The following is a 19,483-nucleotide window of genomic DNA, read 5'->3' as shown; positions in this document are numbered from 1 at the left end:
CTCAATTCTCCTGGGGCACGGCCGCTGGGAAGCCAGCAGCACGAACGACCGGCCTTGAATCGGGTTTGGCCGGCGGCAGCACACCGGCACCGGCGGCGGTGCGCGCCGTGTCTTCCACCTCGACTGCGCGGGCCTGATATTGTGGACTGGCCTTGACGCGGGCCGTCGCCTCAGCCCCCACTGACGTTTTGGGCAAGCCGGTCACGCCGACAGCACCCACCGTTTTAGGGCTCGTGGTCGTCGGGATGGTCCTGGGAGCTGCCGGGGTCACCCCGCCCGGCGACGCCGACGGAGGCGTGCTCGGCGGGGTCGAGGATGTCGGCGTCGATGGCACGATGGCCCGGGCGTTGCGGCCCGCCTTGGGGGCGAGGCGAGCCGCAACATCGCTCTTGATCGCAGCGACCGGATCAGCGCCGCGCGCTCGCGCAGCGGCGACCACCGCAGGATCAGGAAGATTGGGGTCGATTGCCGATACATCGACAGTCTCTGGATCGGCCCGCTCGACGGCTTCGGCGAGCGATCCCGGCACCGCGGCTAGAAGCGCTGAATTACGATCGGGGATCGCCGTAGCGGAGGCGATCGTCTGTTGCTGCCATTCTCCGCTCTGGACGACGGCGTGCACCGCGCTCATCTCGTGGAGTCGACCACGCTCGTCGATGTAGGGCTGGAAGACGATGCGCAGGACGCGCTCTTGGGTTCGACGCGCATCGCCAGGCTGGACAGGCAAAATCTGCCGTGTGGCCGCTCTGGTCGATCTTGGCGCCTTCGAGCGCGGGTCCGGAACGGGCCCCGCCGGTGTCACCTCCACGCCGCTCCCCTCCCCCGCAATCATCGCCAATGCGCGATCGTCGATTGAGGAGGACGGCGCGCAAACGCCGTCAGGCGCGGCGCAGGAAAAGCTTCCGCGCACGTTGCTGCCGAAGGTCGCGCATCCCGCGAGCAACGTCAGCGAGGCTAGAGCCATTCCTCCCATCGGGAGCCGCGGGCGCAGCGCAAGTCTGAGATGGCCACTCACGACTTGGCGCCCCGGAGCCAGGCCTCGAGGAATTCCTTCGGCCGGTAGCCTTCGAGGATTGCGCCGTCGCTGCGGACGATGACGGGTGTCGCGTTCAGTCCATGCTTTTGAGCGAACTTCTCATTGGCATCGAGGCCCCTGGTGTCGCAGGAGGCCGGCGCTTTGAACGGTTCGCCGGCATAGGCGGCGTGAAGCGCCTGTTCCTGGTTCTTGGAGCAATAGACACGGTCTGCGATGTCACGGCTACCGAGGACCGAGATCGGCCGCTCGATCACCTTCACGTCCATATCGCGAAGGACATTGGTCAATGCGCGGCAATAGCCGCAGCGGAAGTCCGTGAAGATGGTGACGCTCTGTTTGGCCGCCCTGTTCCCCCAGACGATTGCTCCGTCATTCGACAATCCGGTCAGGTTGAGCAAGGTTGGCCGGGCCGCCACGGTCGCTCGCCGGCCGCTAGCCGGCGCGGTCGCAACCTCTGCCGCACCTTCTTCGTTTCCCTCGGCGGCCGCCCCGTTCGCTTTGGCGGCGCCGCCGACCAGCATATCGGGGTTGATCTCGAGGAGGCGGGCGGCCGTCAGGTCCTGACGGGTCTCCATGTCGTAGACCCGTCCGATAATGAGATAGCGGGCGCCATGGTTGACGTAGAAGAGGTTCGCGCCGGCGGTCACCTCGCAGAGCCCTTCGATCTTCCCGCAATTGACCTTGGAGACATCCGTCTTGGGAAGGCGGGCCTTGAGGAGACCGATCACCTTGGCATCGTCCGGGCCGGCGACGTCGGCAGCCAGCGCGATGCCAGCCACACCGATCGCGCCGATCGCCGCCAGGACGGTGGCGCGCCGCGTCAACGGGCGCAGTTTACGCAGTCGATCAATTGCGGACATACACACCCTCCAGAAAGACGATTTCGACATCGATGCCGGTCGGCATCTCGATCACGGGCTGATATTGTTCGGCGCGCTCGATCAGATATTTCGAGACGTCCTTTCCGGACTCGGCGGCTCCGCCGCCGAGCGCGCGCAGGCCAACACTGCCAAAATTGGGGGTGCGGTTGATGCCGCCTTCGCCGTCGTTCGCAATGGTCGCGAGCGGCTGGTTGAACGCAGTGTTCAGGGCGTTACCACCACCACTGACGAGGCCAGCCAGGAACGCTTGCATCGCGAGCGAGCCCTCACGGCTGACGACACGACCGCGCACCCCTGTTTTTCCGCCGAAAGCGATGAAGCCCTTCACCTCGGAGACGGCGTAACGACCGCCGGGCTGGGGGCAGGTCATCTTCTGGAGTTTGACGTAGACCTTCTCACTGGAGAGATCGCCGCGCGCAGCGCCGTTGATCAGGCAACCTTCGATCTTGGTCGTGAGCAACTTGCCATTCTGATAGACCGAACGTGCCGGTCCCGTGACGCGCAACACGACGGGCAGCGGATCGGTCTGGCTGTTGACGCCCGCGCTCGCGTCGACGCCCACGATGACTTTCGCACTCGCGAAGCTGTTGGGCGGCAGATAATTGATGCTGTCGCTGTAGGTCGTCGTACCCTTCGCGACGCGGGTGGCAGTCCCGCCATCCGAGGTCTGGAAGCTCACCATTTTCACTTCCGCGCCGCTGCTGGCAGGCATCGGACGCCCGGGAGAGCCAGCGTCGGGACGCTGGTAATTCTGCACCCCATTTGGCCCGTACATGGCGGACGGACCAGGCGGCGGCGGCGGCGTTGACTTCGCCGCGATCTGGCGCCTGAGCTGGTCGTTCTCAGCCTCGTAGGCGGAAAGCACGCGCTGGCCATCGGCGCGCATCGCCTGATTTTGCCCTTTGAGCAGCTCAAGTTGCTGGGCGAGTTGATCGACCCTCTGCTGTTGCCCGTTCACCGATTTGAGCTGGTTCTCGACCGACTGCATCTGGTTTTCGGAGAGCGCCATCCATTCCTGTTGGTTGAGGTTCTTGTTGACCATGTCCTTGGTCGAGACCTCGACTTTGGCCGCATCTCCGTCGGTGGAGGTAGCCTTGCCGCCATCGTCGCCGAAGATCCAAAACGAGGACGCAATCAGCCCCGCACCCGCCACACCCGCCAGAAGAAGCCGCTGCTTTTTGCGGACGTTCTCATTGGTTGTAAGGTCGTTTGCCAGCGGCGAGACGCCTTCCTCTTCGGGTGCGCCGTCGAGAGGGGCGCGCTTGCGCCGGAGGATGTCGGCAAAAGCCATGTTATTGCCTCCCGTTCTGCGAGACGAGGTAGGCCGTCGTGACCTTGCCCGGATCCAGCTTCGGCTCGGCGATCGACACGGCGAGCGCGCTCGCCGGGGCAACCGTCGCTTCGGTCAGCGTGACCGATGCCGGCCCCTTGTTTTCGATCCGAAGGACACGGCCGGTCAGATCGGCGCCGCGATATTCCGCGATCATCTGGACCTTGAGCGTGCCGACATAGACCGGCCGGAGCGCCCGCTGGCGCATCTCATAGCCATCGACGACGCTGTTCGAATACATCGCCTGGACAAGCTCGACGGCTGACTCCTGCGGATCGGCCGCGGCCACCTGCGGGACCGGGTCGCCCGCTTTCTCCTTGGCAATCGCGGGGTTCGAGATGAACACCTGGACCGCCTGCTCGCCAGCGACCCGACACACAAATTTGTAGACATAGCCGCGCTTGCTCGTGGCGAAGAACGACAGCGCCTGGCGGCCGAACCCTTCCGGCACCGAAAGATAGATGTCGCCGCGGACCGGTTCGTTCACGACTGAAAAGTCGTCCGACGGGTTGCCGGTCGAAATCTTGGACACCGAGGCAAACTCGTCCTCGACGAGGCTGATCCTGGTCAGATCCTTTGCCGAAGCGGCGCAATCAACCTGGCTTCCATCGGACGCCATCACCGTCTGGTCGGCCCAGGCCGGCGCGGCGATCAGGAAAAAGCTCACGACCATGAGCGCGGCGCCGATGAAGCGGCTCAGATAGCAATAATAGCGAGAGAGGAAGACCGCGCCCGTCGCGGCGCTACCGATGACGTAGACCGACATCACAGATCCTTTTCCTTGCCGGTCGTCACCATTCCAAAGCCGATGAGCTTCAGAGAGAGGCCGGAGTATTGCCAATCGAAGCGGAAAGTCCGGCGCTCGTTCGAAACAACCTTGTTCCCGACGATCGTGTGCAAATCCCCGGTCACAGTGGACCAAAGGTTTTTCGGGTCGATTTCCATCGTCTGGATCGTAAAGAACTGCGCGATCGAAGATCCGCGCTGCTCGTTGACGATCTTCATGAGATCCCCGCGGATCTTCCCCTGCGCACTCGGAGCGGTGATCTCGAGGACCGACTTCATCCAATATTCGAGATTGGACGGGCTCCGATCGAGCGTCAGCACCGCCGTGTCGCGCGTGATCAGCTCGAGATACTCGCGCGAAACACCTGAGCTGCTGACTGCCAGGGGCCGCGTCAGCACAGGTTGCAGGACGACTTCCCGGTCTCGCGTCGCGGTGACCAGCATCAAGATGCCGCAGACGACGCCAAGGACCCCCGCAAGGGCGACCAGGAGATTGCGTTGCCGCAGAACGCGCTGGCTTTGCGCATGGGTGTAGGCGATCTCCATTTCAGCCGGCCATCAGTCGGAGATAGGAGGGTGGCGTGGCCTTCATGCCGGTGAACCCGGCCGGAAGATGCCAATAGGCCAGATGGAGGAGCCAAGACGTCGCCCGCCCTGCCTTAGCCTTCTTCAGTCCCCACCAGCCCGCACCCGAAAGCACGACGCCAATGAGAATGTGCTGAGACAGGATTCCCCAGACGAACGGGATAACCATCGCCAGGAACTCATCCAGCGTCCACAGCCCGATTAGCTCGGGATCATCCAGATGAGACGGTACGACGTACTTGTCCGCAGCCATTGCACCACCCTCCCCAAAGGCCGGCCGGATCTGCTATCCCGACCGACCGTCGGCCGTTTCAGATCGTCGCCGTGACGGTGGAGGTGACGATCGGGATGCCGGTACCCGCACCGACGCCGACCCCGACGGGGATCGCGATCTGGCCCATTGAGAAGCGGCCCGAGGCCAGCGCGACGATGCCGCCGGCGAGCGAGAGGACGGTGATGATCTTGCCGCCCGACCCTTCGAGGAAGTCGGTGAACTTGGTCAGGGCGGTGTCGAATGTGGTGTCGGCGCCAGCGAACGCCGGACCTGCAAACAGAAGGAGAGCGAACGCCAGCGCAACGAGAGCGAAGACCGCCAGCTCCGCACGACTGCTGTACTTGAGGACAGACTGCATGAGAGTTTCCCTTCAATCGGAACGCGACTGATCCGCGCCCGACTGAAGGTTGGAGGCCGCCAAACTCGGTTCGCAACGAACCGATCCAAGTGCCGCGCAGGTTTTTGCGAATCCATTTGCGCGATCCGCGTTCCCGGGACAGCGCGTCCCGACCTTCGGGACGGCACGTCCGCAAGTCCGGGACGCAGCGTCCTCGCGTGCGGGACCGCGTGTCCCGGTCGCGGGACGCTGCATTTTTCGGTAAATTCACCCTAACGTGACAGCCCGAGTCGATGATTTGATTCGCGACGTGCGTGCTTTGGGGATACGATTGCCGTTCGGAGACCGGTGGCTCACGTCGGCGCGGGATGACGGAAAGGGATATGAACATGACTGCGGAGACCCGCAATTACGTTCTGGATATATCCACGGACCTCTTTCAACTGTCGACCGAAAGTCTGCGCCTCCACTCCAACGAAACGCTCCAGTACGAGACGCTTGAAAGCCTCATCGAGCGTCGGGCGGCCTCCGACTGCTTCAAAAACGAGCACCGAACCGACACTTTGCGCAGGCACCTCGGCGCTATCCCGACTGAAGGGAAGGTCCGCATCCAGTTCAACATTTTGACGACCAGCGCTGAAAGCCTGGACGAGGCGTGCGAGTATCTGACACTGCAACTGGGTTCGGCAGTAACTGTCGGCGACGTGCTCTCAGTGATGCTCTTTGACTATGTCGCAGAGAAAAAGGCTACCCAAGTTCTCAACCAAATCGGACTGGGCGAAAGGACCCAATCTGGAGGTAATTTCGCCCCAAGCGAAACAGGCTCAGAGAACGTTATCCCTTTCCGCTGATTAACCTTCCACCGTCGCATCCGCCCAACTTCACATAGTCTTGCGATTAACTCGCAACTGTGATTTCGTCACAAATCCAGGAGGCTGAAGCGGGGCACAGCGATGCAATCCCTTCCCATTCCCAGGGGACCGGGAGATCCCGAGAATCACGCTGATGGCGAGCCGCACGACTACATCCCGCTCATTCAGCGGACGATGGCAGAGAAGGGGCTGCACATTCGCGAGCTCGCGGCGAAGACGGGCATCAGCAAAAGCCGGCTTGGCCTTTTGCTTCACCGCAATCCGGCCAAGCGCCCAAGTATCTCCCTCGTCGAGTTCAGGAGGATCTTAACCGCGCTCGATATGAGCCTCATGCAGGCCATCATCAGTGTCGAGACAGCGATCGATGAAGCTGCTGTCCACGACGAACGCTTCGCGACTTTGCTGTCGATGCTGTCCGAGCTCTTCAGTGGCCTTCCGGCGATGCTGGTCCAGGCTTTAGATGAAATCGACGGCATCGACGGCACGGAGATACGGCAGGAATGGGCCGTTCCGCTCAAGGAGGCCATGGTTGAGAAACTGGTCAAGGAAGTCATGAATATCATGGCACGCCGAGCGGTAATTTCCGAGACAAGCCGCCTCGGGCTTTGAGCACCTAGTAGGTCGAGACGCTGACCGATCGAAGAGGCGGCGCCGGCTCTGCAATGGCTTGGATGTCGTTCAGCGAACGCTTCGGCCTCATCGACACCGAAGCGAGCCGCTGCCAGTTCAGCAAAATGTTATCCACATAAGCGCGGGTCTCAGCGATCCGCGGCAGCACACCGTTTCGCACACGCCCGGGTCCAGCATTATAGGCCGCGAGCGCCAAATGAACCTGGCCGAAGTGGTCGAGTTGCTGCCGAAGATAAGCTGCGCCCCCCCGCAGATTCTGCTCGGTGTCATAGCGGTTCACGCCGAGACCAGCGGCCGTCTCCGGCATGAGTTGAGTCAATCCGAACGCGTTCTTCGGCGAGTAGAGTGTTGGCTGATACCCGCTTTCGCGAATGATCATCGCATCGAAGAGCCCGGTCGGAATGCCGTACTGGCAGGCGATGTCGCTCATGAGCGTGTAGAATCCAGACCGCCGACTTTCGGCGGCAGGACTGAGAAATCCTGCGGGACGATAGGCCGTCGTCGCGCAGCGCGGGATATAGGTCCTCATAGCGCCCGTGAACGCCAGACCGTCGCGCATCCATCCCGGGACTAAAATTGGTGCGGTTGGCTGCACGTCCCCAGCCGATGGCGTCGCGCCAATCAGGGCCACCCCGACTTGGGCGAAGGGGTCTTTGTCAGCCGCCGCCCGTGCCTCGCCGGGTCGGAGCGACTGGAAGCTGTTTCGCATTTCGAACTCGACCCATCGCCGGCTCAGATCGTGGACGCGAAAGGCGTCCATACTGCTTACGGCGTTCGCCGGCCCTACGACGACTTCCGTGTCGGCCGCCCCGTGGGATGGTGCTGATTGGAGCACCGTTGGTGATCCGGCAGATGCCGCACCCAGCTGTATGAGCTGCACCGTTCTGGCGGGGTTCGCTCCAGGCACCTGCGCCTGCGATCCGGACGCCAATGCCGCCCAAAGTATCAAACTCCGCACAAACACCGACCGCATCCCGACCTCCAAACCGGCTCGAAGGGAAGTTGAGATCAGGCAAATGTCGATTGTCAACGTGCCGCGACTGGACGAGCCTTCTTGAAAATTCGCTTTCAGGTGCCTGTATGTGGCTGATCGATCGTTACAGCATCGGGCTCGGAAGCCCACGGATCACCCTCCCCGCGCCAGTTCGCGAAGCGCTCGTGCGATGGTACGCCGGGGGGGATGCCAGGGCCGATGAAGAGGCGGCCATCGTGCTGGTACAGCAAGCGCGTATCGGCGAAAAATGGATAGCCTGCGACTGTCTCGGCAGCGCGTGCGCGCCACCGATATTACTCCCGGTCTTCCTGTCGGATGCGGAGACCTACTACCTGCGTCGGCTCACGGGAGCAGGGCGCGCCGAGCATCAGCCCGATTGTCCGTTCTTTCGTGATCAAGCGACAAATCGAATTAGCCAGGTACGCAACCCGGAAACCCCGGCCGACCCACCTTCAGGCTACTTTGAAGCCCTGCGACCGGCGCCGGAAAAGCTGGCACAACGGCCGGAAGAAGACAGTAGCGACGATCGCACCAGGAGCGCGTCCCTTCCGAAATTGGCACGCCTGCTCTGGCGGCTGCTAAACGTGTCAGGGCTCAATGTCGTACCGCCGATCTCTGCGGAGCCGCCCGAACGTTCCATCACCCAGGAGTTCAGGAAAGTCAGCGCCGCGGCTGCACGGATCGAGATCGCTCCCGGCATCGAGCTCGGCCGGGCCTTGTGGACGCACCCCGCCGCGCTGGAGAGCAAGCGCGCCTACGCCACCCTGCGCAGCCTCTCCCCCACATGGCCTCGCGGTCATGCTCCGCAGGGGTTCCTCACCATCTACGCCCCCGAATTCAGAGGCGGGACCATCTATCCTGCGGACTCGGCCCCGATCGTGATCGCCAACAGAGTTCAGTCACCGTCGGTGCGAGATAACCCTGTCAAAGGTCCGTTCCTCGTTATCGTGCTGATCGGTCAATATCCCGAAGCACGCGGCCTTGCTCCGTTGCGCGCATACGCGCAGCCGGTGTTCTCAGGGAACCGGTTCGTACCTATCGAAAGCGAGTTCGAGCGAAGCGCCCTGCGCGCGCTCCTGCGCACCAGGAAAGCATTCGCGCGTGATGAGATCGAGATTGCGATCGAGAAGCCTGTTTTCGACATGCTGACACCGCTTGGTTCCTGCCGTCCGGATTTTTTGCTGGAGGCTCGCTCGCGGCGGACTGGCGAAATACGGCAACTTGTCATCGAGGCAATGGGCTCGCTAAGCGATGAGCACCGTGCGGCCAAGATCGCCAGACACCCGAAACTCGCGGCGATCGCGCCGGTTGTGTGCATTTCGCCCGAAGACGTAGACGAAGCGCGCATCGGCGATATCCTCGCGCGCCACCTGTCCGAGTGACGGGCGAGCGATCTGTGCGGTCAGGTCCACGAAAGCGTTGCGGCGAACGATCCGACGATAAGGAGCGTCACCGGCGTCGAGAGCAGATATCGCCGTTGCCACCGCCACCATGTCCTAGGGACGAGGCGGAGGGCATCCGCGGGCGTCTTCACCGATGTCCACGCCCGGGTCCGGTGGAACTCGCCAATTGTCACGATGATAGACAAGATCAGCGCGATACCGCAGCAAAGCCCCGTTGCGGCGTAAAGCGCGATCCAGTTCGCCAGTTCTGATTGCGTCATCCCAGTCATGTCCGTCCTCTCGGAGCAAGGTTCTGCCTGCTGCTTGAGACTTGCCAGCGTCGAGTTTCTTTTGGATGAACAAAACTCGGCGCGAAATGATCCTCGAACCAATTACGCTACTTGAGCAAAACCTTCACTAGGTCCTCGTACCGGGAAGGATGCACGCGGTCTCTCGACGGGAATTGTGCCAGATCAAGGGACTCGTCGGCAAAGGAGATAGCGATCGAGTTGACGATCGCCGCGTTAGAGCGCGCATAGGGAAGCAGCCAGATGACCCTGCGCGCTGCCAGCCCGACCCTGATCCGGACGAGAGCTCGCCGCAACGGCGGCGTCGGCGCGTCGTTTGAACCGACAGCGACGATGATCGTGGAATACCGTTTTGGCGCTCGTGGCCACGTCAGGATCTGAGCGGCACTAGCACCTTCAACGGCGAGGACGTCGCAGCGGACGATATGGGTCGCGTTGATAGCCCTGCCCGCGCCGAGCGCGGTGCTGTCTCCCAGGATCAAGCATTCGAACATCAACTGTGACTGCTGCTGCACCGACGGCTCAATGGACCGACGGCGGCCCGAAGACCGCCGGGCTCAAGGTAGCCGGTCTGAATCATAAAGCGACTCTATTTCGCTCAAGCTCGCCTCGCCAATGATGAACGTGCCGCTGGCAGCCGAGAAGTACTGGCGCGCCAGATCGTCTGTTGAAGCCTCCGCCTGTGGAAACGCTACACCAAATCGCTTGAGCCACCGCGCATCAATGAAACTTCTAAGCGCCGCTAAAGCACTCTCGCGCGATTCATGGATGGTGATCGACTCAGTGTCGGGCTCGACGATTACCAAAACTATCACTTGCATTGATCGGCTCACTTTTGGCTGAACGACGACCGCAAATGGCTCGGTGAACCGCTCCGATCTTCATGTGTCTGCTGCCCCGACACCAAACCGGCCATTTGGGGGCGCCCGCGCGCTCGTCACAGCGCATGGGCCGAAGTTCAGGCCGTGGCATTCGCGCCTAGCCGGTCGAGCACCGGCAACGGAGTGGAGGGATTGGGCCGGCGGGAAGTTTCATCGCCTATCTCCGGATCGAGTAAGCCGCCGTCGGCTAGCAACTATGCCATCCGTAAAGGTTGGTGTATCCACGCAATACGAAGAACATATATCCGGAAATCAAATGAGTGATCGATGGCAGGAAATGGCCGTGTTCGTCCGTGTGGCGGAAACCGGCAGTCTCTCGCGTGCGGCGAGGGAGATGGAGCTCTCGCAACCGTCGATCTCGCGGATCGTCGGGACGCTCGAGGCGCGGCTGGGTACGACGCTTCTACTGCGCACCACACGCAGCATCTCGCTGACGGATGCCGGGGCCCTTTACCTTGACCGCGCAAAATATCTACTCGCAGAGATGGAGGAGGCTGAGCAGGCGACCAGAGGAGTTGACTCGCTGCACGGAGTGATCCGCCTCGCGATGCCCGTACTCTATGGCGCCCGTGCGGTCATTCCAACTCTGGCGCCATTCCTGGCCCAGCATCCCGATCTCCGGGTCGAAATGATCATGAGCGACGCGCGACAAAACCTCATCACGGATGGCGTCGATATCGCCGTCCGCCTTGGCGTCGGGCAACTCGATGACTCGTCCTTCGGATCCCGCAAGCTTGCTTTGGTGGAGCGATTGGTGGTCGCTGCGCCGAGTTACCTTTCCAAGCACGGCGTACCGGCCAATCCGGGCGAACTCGCCCATCACGATTGCATCGTGCAGCATGGTGAGTTTGGCCGCGAGAGCTGGCGCTTCACGCACAATCAGACCGTCACCTCCGTTAGCGTCCCGGCGAGGCTTTGGATCAATTCTGCACCAGGTGTTCTGGCCGCTTCAGTAGCGGGCTTAGGTATCGCGCTCGCCACTCGCTTGATGGCGGGAGAGGAACTGCGTTCTGGCCAGCTTACGCAGATACTAGCGCCCTATCGCCTCGACCCCGCCGAAGTCTATGCCGTCTTCCCAGCAGGTCCACGGCCCTCAGCTAAGGTCAGGGCGATCGTCGATCACCTCGCAACCTCGCTCGGGGTCCAGCTCTAAGCGAACCGTTTCTGGGCACTCCTCCGACGTTGCCGCGCTAGATATTGCGTTGGCGGTAGAGCCCCGGCACGCGAACGGGCTTCCACCTGCTGCAGATGGGCGAGGGACCGGTCAACGGTTTGGTATAACGAGAAATTGATTACGACGGTCGCGCCGCAGCCCTCTTGCTGAGGGGCGCCGCGAGAACTGCAGCCCCCACGATGAGAACGGCGTCGACAATCCAACCGGCGCTGTCTTCCATCTGCCTTGACCAAACGACGCCGTGCGTGACCGCCAGCGCCACCAACAGGACCGCCGTCAGGAGGCGCAGGGTGAGCGCGAGGGCTCGATCATTGCGGTAGAGGCACGCCAAGGCGAACGCGCTCGCAGCCCCCGCAGCCCAGCCCATTGCAGCTGCGGTCTCGCTCCGCCACAGCACGGGCACGGCGGCCGCCAGCGCCAGCGCCACGGGTTGCCCCCAGATCGTCGCGGTCCAGATGCGCTCCCACATCGGCGCGGGTCGCCCTTTATCGCGACGTCGGGCCAGCCAGATCGTGACGCCGCTCGATGTCATCACGCACAAGGCCAGGCCAAGCAGCCCGTAGGCTGCTTTGACGACGATCCCGCCAAACCATCCGAAGTGGAGCGGTTGGAGTGCGAACAGGATCTGCCTGCTGATTGTCTCCCCGGTGGCCTTCGGCGAGTCCACCATCCGCCCGGACGTATCGAAGACGTAGCGTTCGTATGTCGACAGCTGGCCAGGCCGGTGAACCGTGACATTGACCTTCTGGCCACTGGTGCCCGCACGTTCGATGCTGACTGACCGGATCGAGGCCTCGGGGGCCTTGGCGCGAACGACTTCTATCATCGCCGACATCGACGGCACGGCGGCGGCGGTCTGCTGCGGCCGCTCCCCCTCGAACCCCATGTCGCTGAAGGCATGTCGCAGGTCGCCTTTGTAAGCGGTCGCGGCAAGACTGGCGAAGATGACGAAGAACAGCCCCAGGAACACGCCGGTCAGGGTCACCGTGAGGTAAAACGGCAGTCCCCAGGTGCCGAGACGATTATGCAGATCGGCTTGCTGCAGACGCCAGGAACCGCCCCGGCGCAGCGTGAAGGCGTCCTTGATCATGCGGGGATGCGCCAGCACGCCGGACAGCAACAGGGCAAGCAAGGCGATGCCAATCAGGCCGACCAGGGTGCGGCCGATACCCTCCGGCAAGAGCAGGCCAGTATGGAGCGCGACGATGAAGTCGCTGGTCGGACGACGGATCCTGGCGGCGGGGCGGCCCGCGGCGTCGGCGAGCCATTTCTCGCCGCCAACGCCTTCGTCGCCACCGGCTGACAAAGTCAGGCGCGGAACCGCTGCTGACGGGAGTTCGATCGATACGGTCTTTTTGGCCAAAGTCGGCGCCTTGGCGCGAATGGCGTTGAAGCCTTCGTCCACCGCCCTGGGTGCCACACTCTCGAGAACCGGGCCGGCGGGCTGCTCCCAGCGTTGCAGCTCCTGGGCGAATACCGCGAGCGAACCGGAAAGGCAGACCAGGTAAATCAAGGCGGCCAAGGCCAGTCCGACCGCTGAATGGCCGGCCAGCACCGCGCCCACCAATCCCGGTGAGAGCAGCAGCTTGCGCCGCGCGACCTTCGGCTCCGGTCCGTTCACGCCAGCAGGCCCCACGCGATCGCAGCGCTGGAGACGGCAAGCGCACCGACCATGCCGATGACCGGGCGCAGGATCTTGCGGTCGGCCAGCGCCCAGATGACGAGGGCGGCCCAGAGGAACGGCACGATCAGGCTGCCGATCGAGACACGGTCGGCGGGCGCGCCTACCGGCAGGCCGGCGAACGCCGCTCCCACCGCGAGCGCCGCGAACATCGCGAGGAAGAAGGCGGTCATGCCCCGGGCCCAGCCCCGCCAGCGACTGCGCGGCCGGCTATCCGGCTCCGCGACCCGCGCCGGCTTCGTCCGATCCGCCCGTCGCTCCGCGCTAAGGAAAACGGCGAGCAATCCCGAGAGGCTGAAGGTCAGCAGGACGGCGGCGATCCCGATGACGCTCCCGAGCGACATTGACATCACGGCCGCCGCCGAGCCGAGCGCCAACCAGCCGGCAAGGGCCAACAGGCCGCGCCGGGCGGTCCCTCGCCGACAGCTGTGATGCAGCAGGGTCATCGCGCCGATGCAGGCCGAGACGCCGAGCGCGCAAGTGACGAAATCGTATAGGCTGCTCAGTGTCCCGCCCCCAAATGCGGCAAGTGCCGCCCACCGCAAACAAGGGTCATAGGGCGCGGCAACTCGCTGCAACTGCGGCCGACCGCCAAACTATATCGAAGACCTGCCATTCAGACGCCCGCGGTGAGCAGCCGCCGATCCCGCCTGACCGATTTGGCGGGATAGCGCAGCAATTTGGCGGGCTCGCCTGATGGCGCTGCCCGCGCGGCTGGCTAACAACCGACGTTGCGAACCAGCCGAGGCCGCGTGGAACGCGCGACGACGGAGCCTCCTGGCGCGAGAAACAGGAGCGGAACCATACGCAAGCCTGCTGCAATCACGGCCCGCGATGCGTGGTTCTGCGGAGCCGCTTGATGTTTGCGAAGATCATGTCGCTCAGGTCTCGACACGTCGGAGAGCGCCTCATCATCGCGGCGGCGCGCCATATCGCCGGGCGTCCTCCGGAGGTCGCGGAAGGACGGGCGATGCTGGCGCGCACGGGCGTGAGCGACGGTGGAACCTCGTCGCTCACCGCCGCGATCACGCTCCTGCCGGCGGCGGTGCCCGGGCTTCGGCTCCACGAGATCTCATCGCCGTTCGTCTCCGAAGGCGAAGTCATCCTGCTCGGCGAACTTGCCCGCCGGCAGCGGGTCAACCCGCAGCCGTTTCGCGCCGGTGTGCTCTGGCCATTATCTGTCGAGCCGGCGCTCGACCGGCTGCTTGGCGATGCCGCCAAAGCGCTCGGCGACGCCGGCTTGCTGATCTACCACCGTACCATCTCGAGCGCGGGCGATCTCGCGCGCGAGCTGCCGCCTGTGCAAGGATCCTTCGGATGGTGATCACGACGTCCGCCCCGCGTCAGCCCGGGAGACTGACCAAAGCGCTGACCCGGATGTTCATGAAGCATGCGACGGTCGAGAGCGTCGAGCCGATCGCCGAGAGCTTCTACTGGATCACCCTGGAGAGCGCGGCGTTCAGAGGCGTGGCCTGGACGCCGGGTCACAAAATCCAGATCATGCTCGGCTGGGCTTTCGCATCGCGAACCTACACGCCGGTCGAGTGGGACGCAGCTGCGGGCAGAACCCGCTTTCTTGCCTATGCGCATGGCGTCGGTCCCGGCAGCGACTGGGTGCGGACCCTCAAGGCGGGCGACGAATGCGATGTCTTCGGTCCGCGCGCCTCGCTTGATGTCAGCCGCCTATCGGGTCCGGTCCTGCTGTTTGGCGATGAGACCTCGTTCGGACTCGCTCTGGCGATGAGCCGGCTGCCCTACGCTGGCGCTGTCAGGGTGGCATTTGAAGTCAAATCCGTCGAAACCAGCGAACGCGCGCTCGCCCACCTCGATCTGGCTGCGTGGCGGCCGCTGGCAAGGCGTGACGACGACAGCCATCTCCAGGAGATGGAGGCCCTGCTGCCAGGTCTTGCCCGCTCGAACGCCACGTTCGTGCTGACCGGCAGGTCGACATCGCTGCAGCGCGTGCGCCAGGCGTTGAAGGGCCTGGATGTCCCGGCAACGCGCCTGATGACGAAGGCCTATTGGGCGCCGGGCAAAGCCGGCCTCGACTGATCTCTCGCGCCGCGCCGTGCCAGCGGCGTCCTACTGGGACGGCTCGCCGCCTCCCATGCGCTTTTTGGCGGCTTTGGGTCATTGGATGGCGGGATCGCCTTATCGGATGACAGCGTCCACAGCTACACCAAAGCGAATGCGAGGCATTATCAATTAGTGCCCGCTGTCAACGGGGGGCACTGCGATCTTTTTCCAGTTTCATGAGCACTCATCGTGCGCACCCGCTCTTTCGAACGCGCAACCGCATGCGCGCTGTTCGGTCCGATGACGATGGAGACTGCCAGGCCGTCGCTCGTTGTCTGTCTCAAGCGGTTCTCCCTCGACGACGAGCGCTTAGAATCGCGCCTCGCGGGCAATCCGCGCGAAGCCGGCAGTGCGATCCGCGATGCGGCGCAGCGCGGCTCCGACGCTGCCCAGCTCATTCTCGGCCAGCTCCTGCTCGATGGACGCGGTGTCGCGCGCGACCTCCCCGCAGCGTTGACGTGGTTCGAACGCGCCGCCGAACAGGGAAACGCCGAGGCGCGCAACATGGTCGGACGCTGCCATGAACGGGGCTGGGGCGTGCCTCAGGACTATGTCGTTGCGGCCGGCCATTTCGAGCAAGCGATCGGGCGCGGCCATGTCTGGGCCAAGGTCAATCTCGCCCAGATCCTGATGCGCCTCGGCGATCCCGCCGATCGCCCGCGGGCTTACGAGCTGTTCCGGCAGGCTGCCGAACAGGGCAATCTCAAGGCCATCAATTCGCTGGCGCGCTTCCTGGAGGAAGGCTGGGTCGTTCCCGCCGACCCGGCTCAAGCGGCAAGTCTCTACCGTCTCGCCGCCGAGCGCGGCGATCATTGGGCGAAATTCAACCTTGCCACCTTGCTGCTGGCGGCAGGTGATCGCGATTCCGCGCTCGCACTGGTCGCCGACGCCATAGCCCGCAGCGATGCGGGGTTCCGCCGCCGGGCCGCCCCGCTGCTGCTTGAACGGCCGGACCCTGACTTGCGCGGGCTCGGCCTCGATGCGCTCGCACGCGCGGCGGCGGCCGGGGAAGCCGATGACCAGTATCGCTATGCGCTCGCGCTCGAAGCGGGGCTCGCAGGTCCGCCCCGACCGCGCGAGGCGCGCCTGTGGCATCGGCGGGCCGCCGACCAAGGCCATGCCGACGCGATCCGGTGCAGCCGTCGCGCCACGGCGCTGCGCCTGGTCGCGCGCCGCCTACTCCATCGCTTCACGTTTGCCGGGGCCAAGCGCGCGCCGGTCCCCGCCAATCTCCAACCCTTGAGGTGACACACAGATGACCACATCCGTCCAGACACGACCTTCGGTCACCACGCTGCGCCCGGTGATGGCAAGCTCGGCACTTTCAGCGAGCCTCGCCACCGGGATGATGCTGTTCAGCGCGGGCAAGGCGGCGGCGCAGGAAACGCCGCCACCGCCGCCGGCCGACAAGCCCGTCCAGCTGGGTCCCGTCAGGGTCGGCGCCGACGAGGAGCGCGACACCGGCCCCAACGCCTTGCGCCACGGAACCCAGCTCGACCGCCTGCCCGACGATCTCCAGCACACGCCGCAGACCGTCACCGTGATTCCGCAGGCCATTATCCAGCAGCAGCAGGCGACGACGATCGACCAGGTGTTGAAATATGTGCCCGGCGTCACCGTCGCCACCGGCGAAGGCAATGGCGGCATGAACGGCGACGCCTTCCGCATCCGCGGTTTCGACGCCAAGGGAGATCTTACCGTCGACGGATTGCGCGACTTCGGGGCCTACGTCCGCGACAATTTCGCCGTCGAAGGCGTGCAGGTCTTCAAGGGGTCCTCGTCCGAGAGCTTTGGCAACGGCGCCACAGGCGGTGTCATCAATCAGGTCAGCAAGACCGCGCATCTCGTCGACAGCTACAGCCTGCTCGGCACGCTCGGCAGCGGCCCTCAAAAGCGCGTTGTCGCTGACGTCAACAAGCAGATCGGCGAGACGACCGCATTGCGCCTCGTCGGTATGTGGCACGATCAGGACATCGTCGATCGCGACAACGTTTATTCGAAGCGGTGGGGCGTGCTTGCCTCGGCCGGCTTCGGCCTCGGCACCGACCAGACGTTCACGCTCAACTACATGCACCAGCATGGCGACCGGCGTCCGGACATGGGCGTGCCGATCCTGCTACCGCCGCCAGGCTATAGCGGCCCGACGCTGCCGGTGACCGAATATGGCGTGTCGCGCTCGATCAATCTCGGCAAGGAGACCGACCGCGATCTCACCAATGTCGACATGGTGACCGCGCGTTATCGCGGTCAGTTCGGCGATTGGCTTACCCTTTCCAACGACACCCGCTACGCTCGCTACACCCGCTGGATGGCGTTCACGCCCACCATCTGCGGCACCGGCCCCGGGGGTTTCGTCAACTTCGGCACCTGCTCGCGCGACGTTCTCGCGGGCAACCCCAACGCCGCTTATACGGTCTGGCCGGTGGTCGGAGACGTGCAGAAGAGCAGCGGGGGCCAGAATGTCACCACCGCGATCGCGCGCTTCGACACGGGCGGCCTGAAGCATGAGTTGGTTGCCGGCGCCGACGTCTATTATCAGCGCAATATCTTCGGCAGCCTGACCGGGTCGAGGAGCCGGACCGGCGGCACCTTGCTCAATCCCAATTTCGCCAATCCCGCCGGCTTCACGATCAGCGCTACGCCGGGCGTCACGCGGGCTCGCGCCTGGAATCTCGGCTTGTTCGCAAGCGACCATCTGTGGCTGACCGACACCCTCTCGGTCATTGGCGGTCTGCGCTGGGACAGCTACAACGCCAAGACGCAGAGCTACAACACCGTGACGGGCGTCGAGGGACCCTGGTCCGAAGCCAAGACCCATTTTCTGAGCCCCAAGGCCTCGATCATGTGGGAGCCGACGCCCGGCCAGAACTATTACGTCAGCTATGCCCGGTCGTTCACGCCCGCGGGCCAGAACATCAGCTACCAGGGCGTGGCTACACCCAATCTCTCGCCCGACAAGAACTACACGCTCGAGGCCGGCGGGAAGTGGACCCTCCTGCACGACCAGCTCGGCCTGACCGCGGCGGTGTTCCGCACCATCAAGGATCGCGGCAGCTATGGCGATCCGCTCACCGGAGGCTCGGTGCCATCGGGGGAGAAGGACCGCGTGCAAGGCCTCGAGCTCGGCATCACCGGCAAGATCACCCCGGCTTGGGACGTCCAGGCGTCCTACAGCTATCAGGACAGCAAGATCCTCGCCGGTCCGCCGATCGGCAATTTCAACCCGACCGACTCGACCGGCAACGAGGTCGCCTACGTCTCCAAGCACAACGCCGCGCTTTGGACCACCTACGACGTAGCGACCCTGGTCTCGGGTATGCCGGGCAAGCTGCTGGTGGGAGGCGGCCTCAATTACCGCAGCCGCTACTTCGCCGATTCCGGCCAGACCTATCTGATCCCCGCCGCCACCACGCTGGACGGCCTGATCTCTTGGGAGGATGAACGCTTTCGCGTCGCGCTGAACGTGACGAACCTCACCGACAAGGTCAGCTACTCGTCAGCCTTTTTTTTCCGCGCCGAGGTCGCGCCCGGCCGGACGTTCACGGGCTCGGTCAGCGTGAAGTTCTGATCCCATGCTCGTCGAAATTCCCGACGTGCTGTCCGCTCCCCAACTCGAAGAAGTCCGCCGCATCATCGAAGCGGCGGACTTCGTCGATGGCCGGGTCACGGCGGGCGAGCTGGCCGCCCGCGCCAAGCACAATCTCCAGCTCCCGCAGGAAGGGCAAGCCGCGCGGGATGCGGGGGACATCGTGCTCAAGGCGCTGGGGCGCAACCCGCTCTTCACCAGTGCGGCACTGCCCTTCCGGGTGCTGCCGCCGCTGTTCAACCGCTACGACGCCGGCATGAAGTTCGACGCCCATGTCGATGGCGCTATCCGCGCCATGCCTTGGGCCGGACCACGCATGCGCGCGGATGTCTCCTGCACGCTCTTCCTCACCGACCCCGAAGATTATGACGGCGGAGAGCTCGTCATCGAGCACAGCTTCGGCGCCACCAGCGTCAAGCTCAAGGCCGGGTCGATGGTGCTCTATCCGGCCGCAAGCCTGCATAGCGTCACCGAGGTCACGCGCGGTTCGCGCTGGTCGGCCTTCTTCTGGACCCAGTCGATGCTCAAGGACGACGGCCTGCGCACGCTTCTCTACGATCTCGACATGGCGATCATCGAGGTCCGCCAGCAGCTTGGTCACGACACCCACGGCACGCTGAGCCTTACCGGCGTCTACCATAACCTGCTTCGCCGCGCGGCCGAGCTATGA

The 19,483-nt window shown here is 64.0% G+C and carries 22 protein-coding genes; 9 read left to right on the top strand and 13 right to left on the bottom strand.

Features of this window, described 5'->3' with window-relative positions; translation table 11 throughout:
- Window position 1 precedes the first annotated feature (1 nt).
- The 7 genes from traV to E5A73_RS20090 are packed head-to-tail and all read right to left on the bottom strand — an operon-like array spanning window position 2 to window position 5,250.
- Complete coding sequence (traV, locus tag E5A73_RS20120; RefSeq protein ID WP_240700299.1) at window positions 2-964, bottom strand: type IV conjugative transfer system lipoprotein TraV; 963 nt, start codon at window positions 962-964, stop codon at window positions 2-4.
- 47 nt (window positions 965-1,011) lie between these two features.
- Complete coding sequence (locus E5A73_RS20115) at window positions 1,012-1,896, bottom strand: DsbC family protein (RefSeq protein WP_135965641.1); 885 nt, start codon at window positions 1,894-1,896, stop codon at window positions 1,012-1,014.
- Window positions 1,883-3,208 (bottom strand): TraB/VirB10 family protein, encoded by a 1,326-nt coding sequence (locus E5A73_RS20110; protein ID WP_135965640.1) that lies wholly within the window; start codon window positions 3,206-3,208, stop codon window positions 1,883-1,885. Before E5A73_RS20110 ends, E5A73_RS20115 begins: the two co-directional genes overlap by 14 nt.
- 1 nt (window position 3,209) lies before the next feature.
- Window positions 3,210-4,013, bottom strand: a complete 804-nt coding sequence (locus E5A73_RS20105; RefSeq protein ID WP_135965639.1) for a type-F conjugative transfer system secretin TraK — start codon at window positions 4,011-4,013, stop codon at window positions 3,210-3,212.
- Complete coding sequence (locus tag E5A73_RS20100; protein WP_135965638.1) at window positions 4,013-4,579, bottom strand: type IV conjugative transfer system protein TraE; 567 nt, start codon at window positions 4,577-4,579, stop codon at window positions 4,013-4,015. The genes E5A73_RS20105 and E5A73_RS20100 overlap by 1 nt, the downstream gene beginning before the upstream one ends.
- Window position 4,580: 1 nt before the next feature.
- Window positions 4,581-4,871, bottom strand: a complete 291-nt coding sequence (traL, locus tag E5A73_RS20095) for a type IV conjugative transfer system protein TraL (RefSeq protein ID WP_135965637.1) — start codon at window positions 4,869-4,871, stop codon at window positions 4,581-4,583.
- Between the two features lie 58 nt (window positions 4,872-4,929).
- Window positions 4,930-5,250 (bottom strand): TrbC/VirB2 family protein, encoded by a 321-nt coding sequence (locus E5A73_RS20090; protein WP_135965636.1) that lies wholly within the window; start codon window positions 5,248-5,250, stop codon window positions 4,930-4,932.
- A 368-nt stretch (window positions 5,251-5,618) separates the two neighbouring features.
- Between E5A73_RS20090 and E5A73_RS20085 the strand changes: the two genes are divergently transcribed.
- On the top strand, window positions 5,619-6,080 hold the full coding sequence (locus tag E5A73_RS20085; RefSeq protein WP_240700298.1) for a hypothetical protein: 462 nt from the start codon (window positions 5,619-5,621) through the stop codon (window positions 6,078-6,080).
- Between the two features lie 102 nt (window positions 6,081-6,182).
- Complete coding sequence (locus E5A73_RS20080) at window positions 6,183-6,710, top strand: helix-turn-helix domain-containing protein (protein ID WP_135965634.1); 528 nt, start codon at window positions 6,183-6,185, stop codon at window positions 6,708-6,710.
- 4 nt (window positions 6,711-6,714) lie between these two features.
- On the opposite strand, the gene E5A73_RS21940 is transcribed toward E5A73_RS20080, so the two are convergent.
- Window positions 6,715-7,440: a lytic transglycosylase domain-containing protein gene (locus E5A73_RS21940; RefSeq protein ID WP_135965633.1), complete on the bottom strand. Its 726-nt coding sequence runs from the start codon at window positions 7,438-7,440 to the stop codon at window positions 6,715-6,717.
- Between the two features lie 371 nt (window positions 7,441-7,811).
- On the opposite strand from E5A73_RS21940, the gene E5A73_RS20070 reads away from it, so the two are divergent.
- Window positions 7,812-9,107, top strand: a complete 1,296-nt coding sequence (locus E5A73_RS20070) for a hypothetical protein (RefSeq protein WP_135965632.1) — start codon at window positions 7,812-7,814, stop codon at window positions 9,105-9,107.
- Window positions 9,108-9,127: 20 nt separating this feature from the next.
- On the opposite strand, the gene E5A73_RS20065 is transcribed toward E5A73_RS20070, so the two are convergent.
- The 3 genes from E5A73_RS20065 to E5A73_RS20055 form a co-directional block, all read right to left on the bottom strand.
- Window positions 9,128-9,397: a hypothetical protein gene (locus E5A73_RS20065; RefSeq protein WP_135965631.1), complete on the bottom strand. Its 270-nt coding sequence runs from the start codon at window positions 9,395-9,397 to the stop codon at window positions 9,128-9,130.
- A gap of 107 nt (window positions 9,398-9,504) precedes the next feature.
- Window positions 9,505-9,930 (bottom strand): SGNH/GDSL hydrolase family protein, encoded by a 426-nt coding sequence (locus E5A73_RS20060; RefSeq protein WP_240700297.1) that lies wholly within the window; start codon window positions 9,928-9,930, stop codon window positions 9,505-9,507.
- A gap of 42 nt (window positions 9,931-9,972) precedes the next feature.
- Window positions 9,973-10,236: a hypothetical protein gene (locus E5A73_RS20055; RefSeq protein WP_135965630.1), complete on the bottom strand. Its 264-nt coding sequence runs from the start codon at window positions 10,234-10,236 to the stop codon at window positions 9,973-9,975.
- Window positions 10,237-10,573: 337 nt separating this feature from the next.
- Here E5A73_RS20055 and E5A73_RS20050 point away from each other — a divergent pair, with 337 nt between their 5' ends.
- The gene (locus E5A73_RS20050) at window positions 10,574-11,449 is read left to right on the top strand and encodes a LysR family transcriptional regulator (RefSeq protein WP_135965705.1); all 876 of its coding nucleotides are present in this window, start codon (window positions 10,574-10,576) and stop codon (window positions 11,447-11,449) included.
- Between the two features lie 139 nt (window positions 11,450-11,588).
- Here E5A73_RS20050 and E5A73_RS20045 read toward each other — a convergent pair whose 3' ends face one another.
- Window positions 11,589-13,091: a PepSY-associated TM helix domain-containing protein gene (locus tag E5A73_RS20045; protein WP_168356022.1), complete on the bottom strand. Its 1,503-nt coding sequence runs from the start codon at window positions 13,089-13,091 to the stop codon at window positions 11,589-11,591.
- Entirely contained in the window at window positions 13,088-13,597 is a 510-nt protein-coding gene (locus tag E5A73_RS21515; protein WP_168356021.1) for a hypothetical protein, read from the bottom strand. The genes E5A73_RS20045 and E5A73_RS21515 overlap by 4 nt, the downstream gene beginning before the upstream one ends.
- Window positions 13,598-14,010: 413 nt before the next feature.
- Between E5A73_RS21515 and E5A73_RS21510 the strand changes: the two genes are divergently transcribed.
- The 5 genes from E5A73_RS21510 (at window position 14,011) to E5A73_RS20025 (ending at window position 19,483) form a co-directional block, all read left to right on the top strand.
- The gene (locus E5A73_RS21510; RefSeq protein WP_168356020.1) at window positions 14,011-14,475 is read left to right on the top strand and encodes a hypothetical protein; all 465 of its coding nucleotides are present in this window, start codon (window positions 14,011-14,013) and stop codon (window positions 14,473-14,475) included.
- Window positions 14,469-15,203, top strand: a complete 735-nt coding sequence (locus tag E5A73_RS21505) for a siderophore-interacting protein (RefSeq protein WP_168356019.1) — start codon at window positions 14,469-14,471, stop codon at window positions 15,201-15,203. The genes E5A73_RS21510 and E5A73_RS21505 overlap by 7 nt, the downstream gene beginning before the upstream one ends.
- Window positions 15,204-15,467: 264 nt before the next feature.
- Window positions 15,468-16,475, top strand: a complete 1,008-nt coding sequence (locus tag E5A73_RS20035) for a tetratricopeptide repeat protein (RefSeq protein ID WP_240700296.1) — start codon at window positions 15,468-15,470, stop codon at window positions 16,473-16,475.
- Between the two features lie 7 nt (window positions 16,476-16,482).
- Entirely contained in the window at window positions 16,483-18,795 is a 2,313-nt protein-coding gene (locus E5A73_RS20030; protein ID WP_135965627.1) for a TonB-dependent receptor, read from the top strand.
- A 4-nt stretch (window positions 18,796-18,799) separates the two neighbouring features.
- Window positions 18,800-19,483, top strand: a complete 684-nt coding sequence (locus tag E5A73_RS20025; protein ID WP_135965626.1) for a Fe2+-dependent dioxygenase — start codon at window positions 18,800-18,802, stop codon at window positions 19,481-19,483.

This window comes from Sphingomonas gei (assembly GCF_004792685.1).
GTDB lineage: Bacteria > Pseudomonadota > Alphaproteobacteria > Sphingomonadales > Sphingomonadaceae > Sphingomonas > Sphingomonas gei.
Note: the sequence above shows the minus strand (reverse complement) of the source record. Positions and strands in the feature narration are given on the sequence as shown.

Bases quoted from the DNA above. Each gene is read 5' to 3' on its own strand.
- E5A73_RS20050 (WP_135965705.1), top strand. From the start codon at position 10,574: ATGGCCGTGTTCGTCCGTGTGGCGGAAACCGGCAGTCTCTCGCGTGCG.
- E5A73_RS20090 (WP_135965636.1), bottom strand. From the start codon at position 5,250: ATGCAGTCTGTCCTCAAGTACAGCAGTCGTGCGGAGCTGGCGGTCTTC.
- E5A73_RS20100 (WP_135965638.1), bottom strand. From the start codon at position 4,579: ATGGAGATCGCCTACACCCATGCGCAAAGCCAGCGCGTTCTGCGGCAA.
- E5A73_RS20115 (WP_135965641.1), bottom strand. From the start codon at position 1,896: ATGTCCGCAATTGATCGACTGCGTAAACTGCGCCCGTTGACGCGGCGC.
- E5A73_RS20080 (WP_135965634.1), top strand. From the start codon at position 6,183: ATGCAATCCCTTCCCATTCCCAGGGGACCGGGAGATCCCGAGAATCAC.
- traV (WP_240700299.1), bottom strand. From the start codon at position 964: ATGGCTCTAGCCTCGCTGACGTTGCTCGCGGGATGCGCGACCTTCGGC.
- E5A73_RS21505 (WP_168356019.1), top strand. From the start codon at position 14,469: ATGGTGATCACGACGTCCGCCCCGCGTCAGCCCGGGAGACTGACCAAA.
- E5A73_RS20105 (WP_135965639.1), bottom strand. From the start codon at position 4,013: ATGTCGGTCTACGTCATCGGTAGCGCCGCGACGGGCGCGGTCTTCCTC.
- E5A73_RS20030 (WP_135965627.1), top strand. From the start codon at position 16,483: ATGACCACATCCGTCCAGACACGACCTTCGGTCACCACGCTGCGCCCG.
- E5A73_RS20110 (WP_135965640.1), bottom strand. From the start codon at position 3,208: ATGGCTTTTGCCGACATCCTCCGGCGCAAGCGCGCCCCTCTCGACGGC.
- E5A73_RS21940 (WP_135965633.1), bottom strand. From the start codon at position 7,440: ATGCGAAACAGCTTCCAGTCGCTCCGACCCGGCGAGGCACGGGCGGCG.
- E5A73_RS20065 (WP_135965631.1), bottom strand. From the start codon at position 9,397: ATGACTGGGATGACGCAATCAGAACTGGCGAACTGGATCGCGCTTTAC.
- E5A73_RS20025 (WP_135965626.1), top strand. From the start codon at position 18,800: ATGCTCGTCGAAATTCCCGACGTGCTGTCCGCTCCCCAACTCGAAGAA.
- E5A73_RS20055 (WP_135965630.1), bottom strand. From the start codon at position 10,236: ATGCAAGTGATAGTTTTGGTAATCGTCGAGCCCGACACTGAGTCGATC.
- traL (WP_135965637.1), bottom strand. From the start codon at position 4,871: ATGGCTGCGGACAAGTACGTCGTACCGTCTCATCTGGATGATCCCGAG.
- E5A73_RS21510 (WP_168356020.1), top strand. From the start codon at position 14,011: ATGTTTGCGAAGATCATGTCGCTCAGGTCTCGACACGTCGGAGAGCGC.
- E5A73_RS20035 (WP_240700296.1), top strand. From the start codon at position 15,468: ATGACGATGGAGACTGCCAGGCCGTCGCTCGTTGTCTGTCTCAAGCGG.
- E5A73_RS20085 (WP_240700298.1), top strand. From the start codon at position 5,619: ATGACTGCGGAGACCCGCAATTACGTTCTGGATATATCCACGGACCTC.
- E5A73_RS20070 (WP_135965632.1), top strand. From the start codon at position 7,812: ATGTGGCTGATCGATCGTTACAGCATCGGGCTCGGAAGCCCACGGATC.
- E5A73_RS21515 (WP_168356021.1), bottom strand. From the start codon at position 13,597: ATGACCCTGCTGCATCACAGCTGTCGGCGAGGGACCGCCCGGCGCGGC.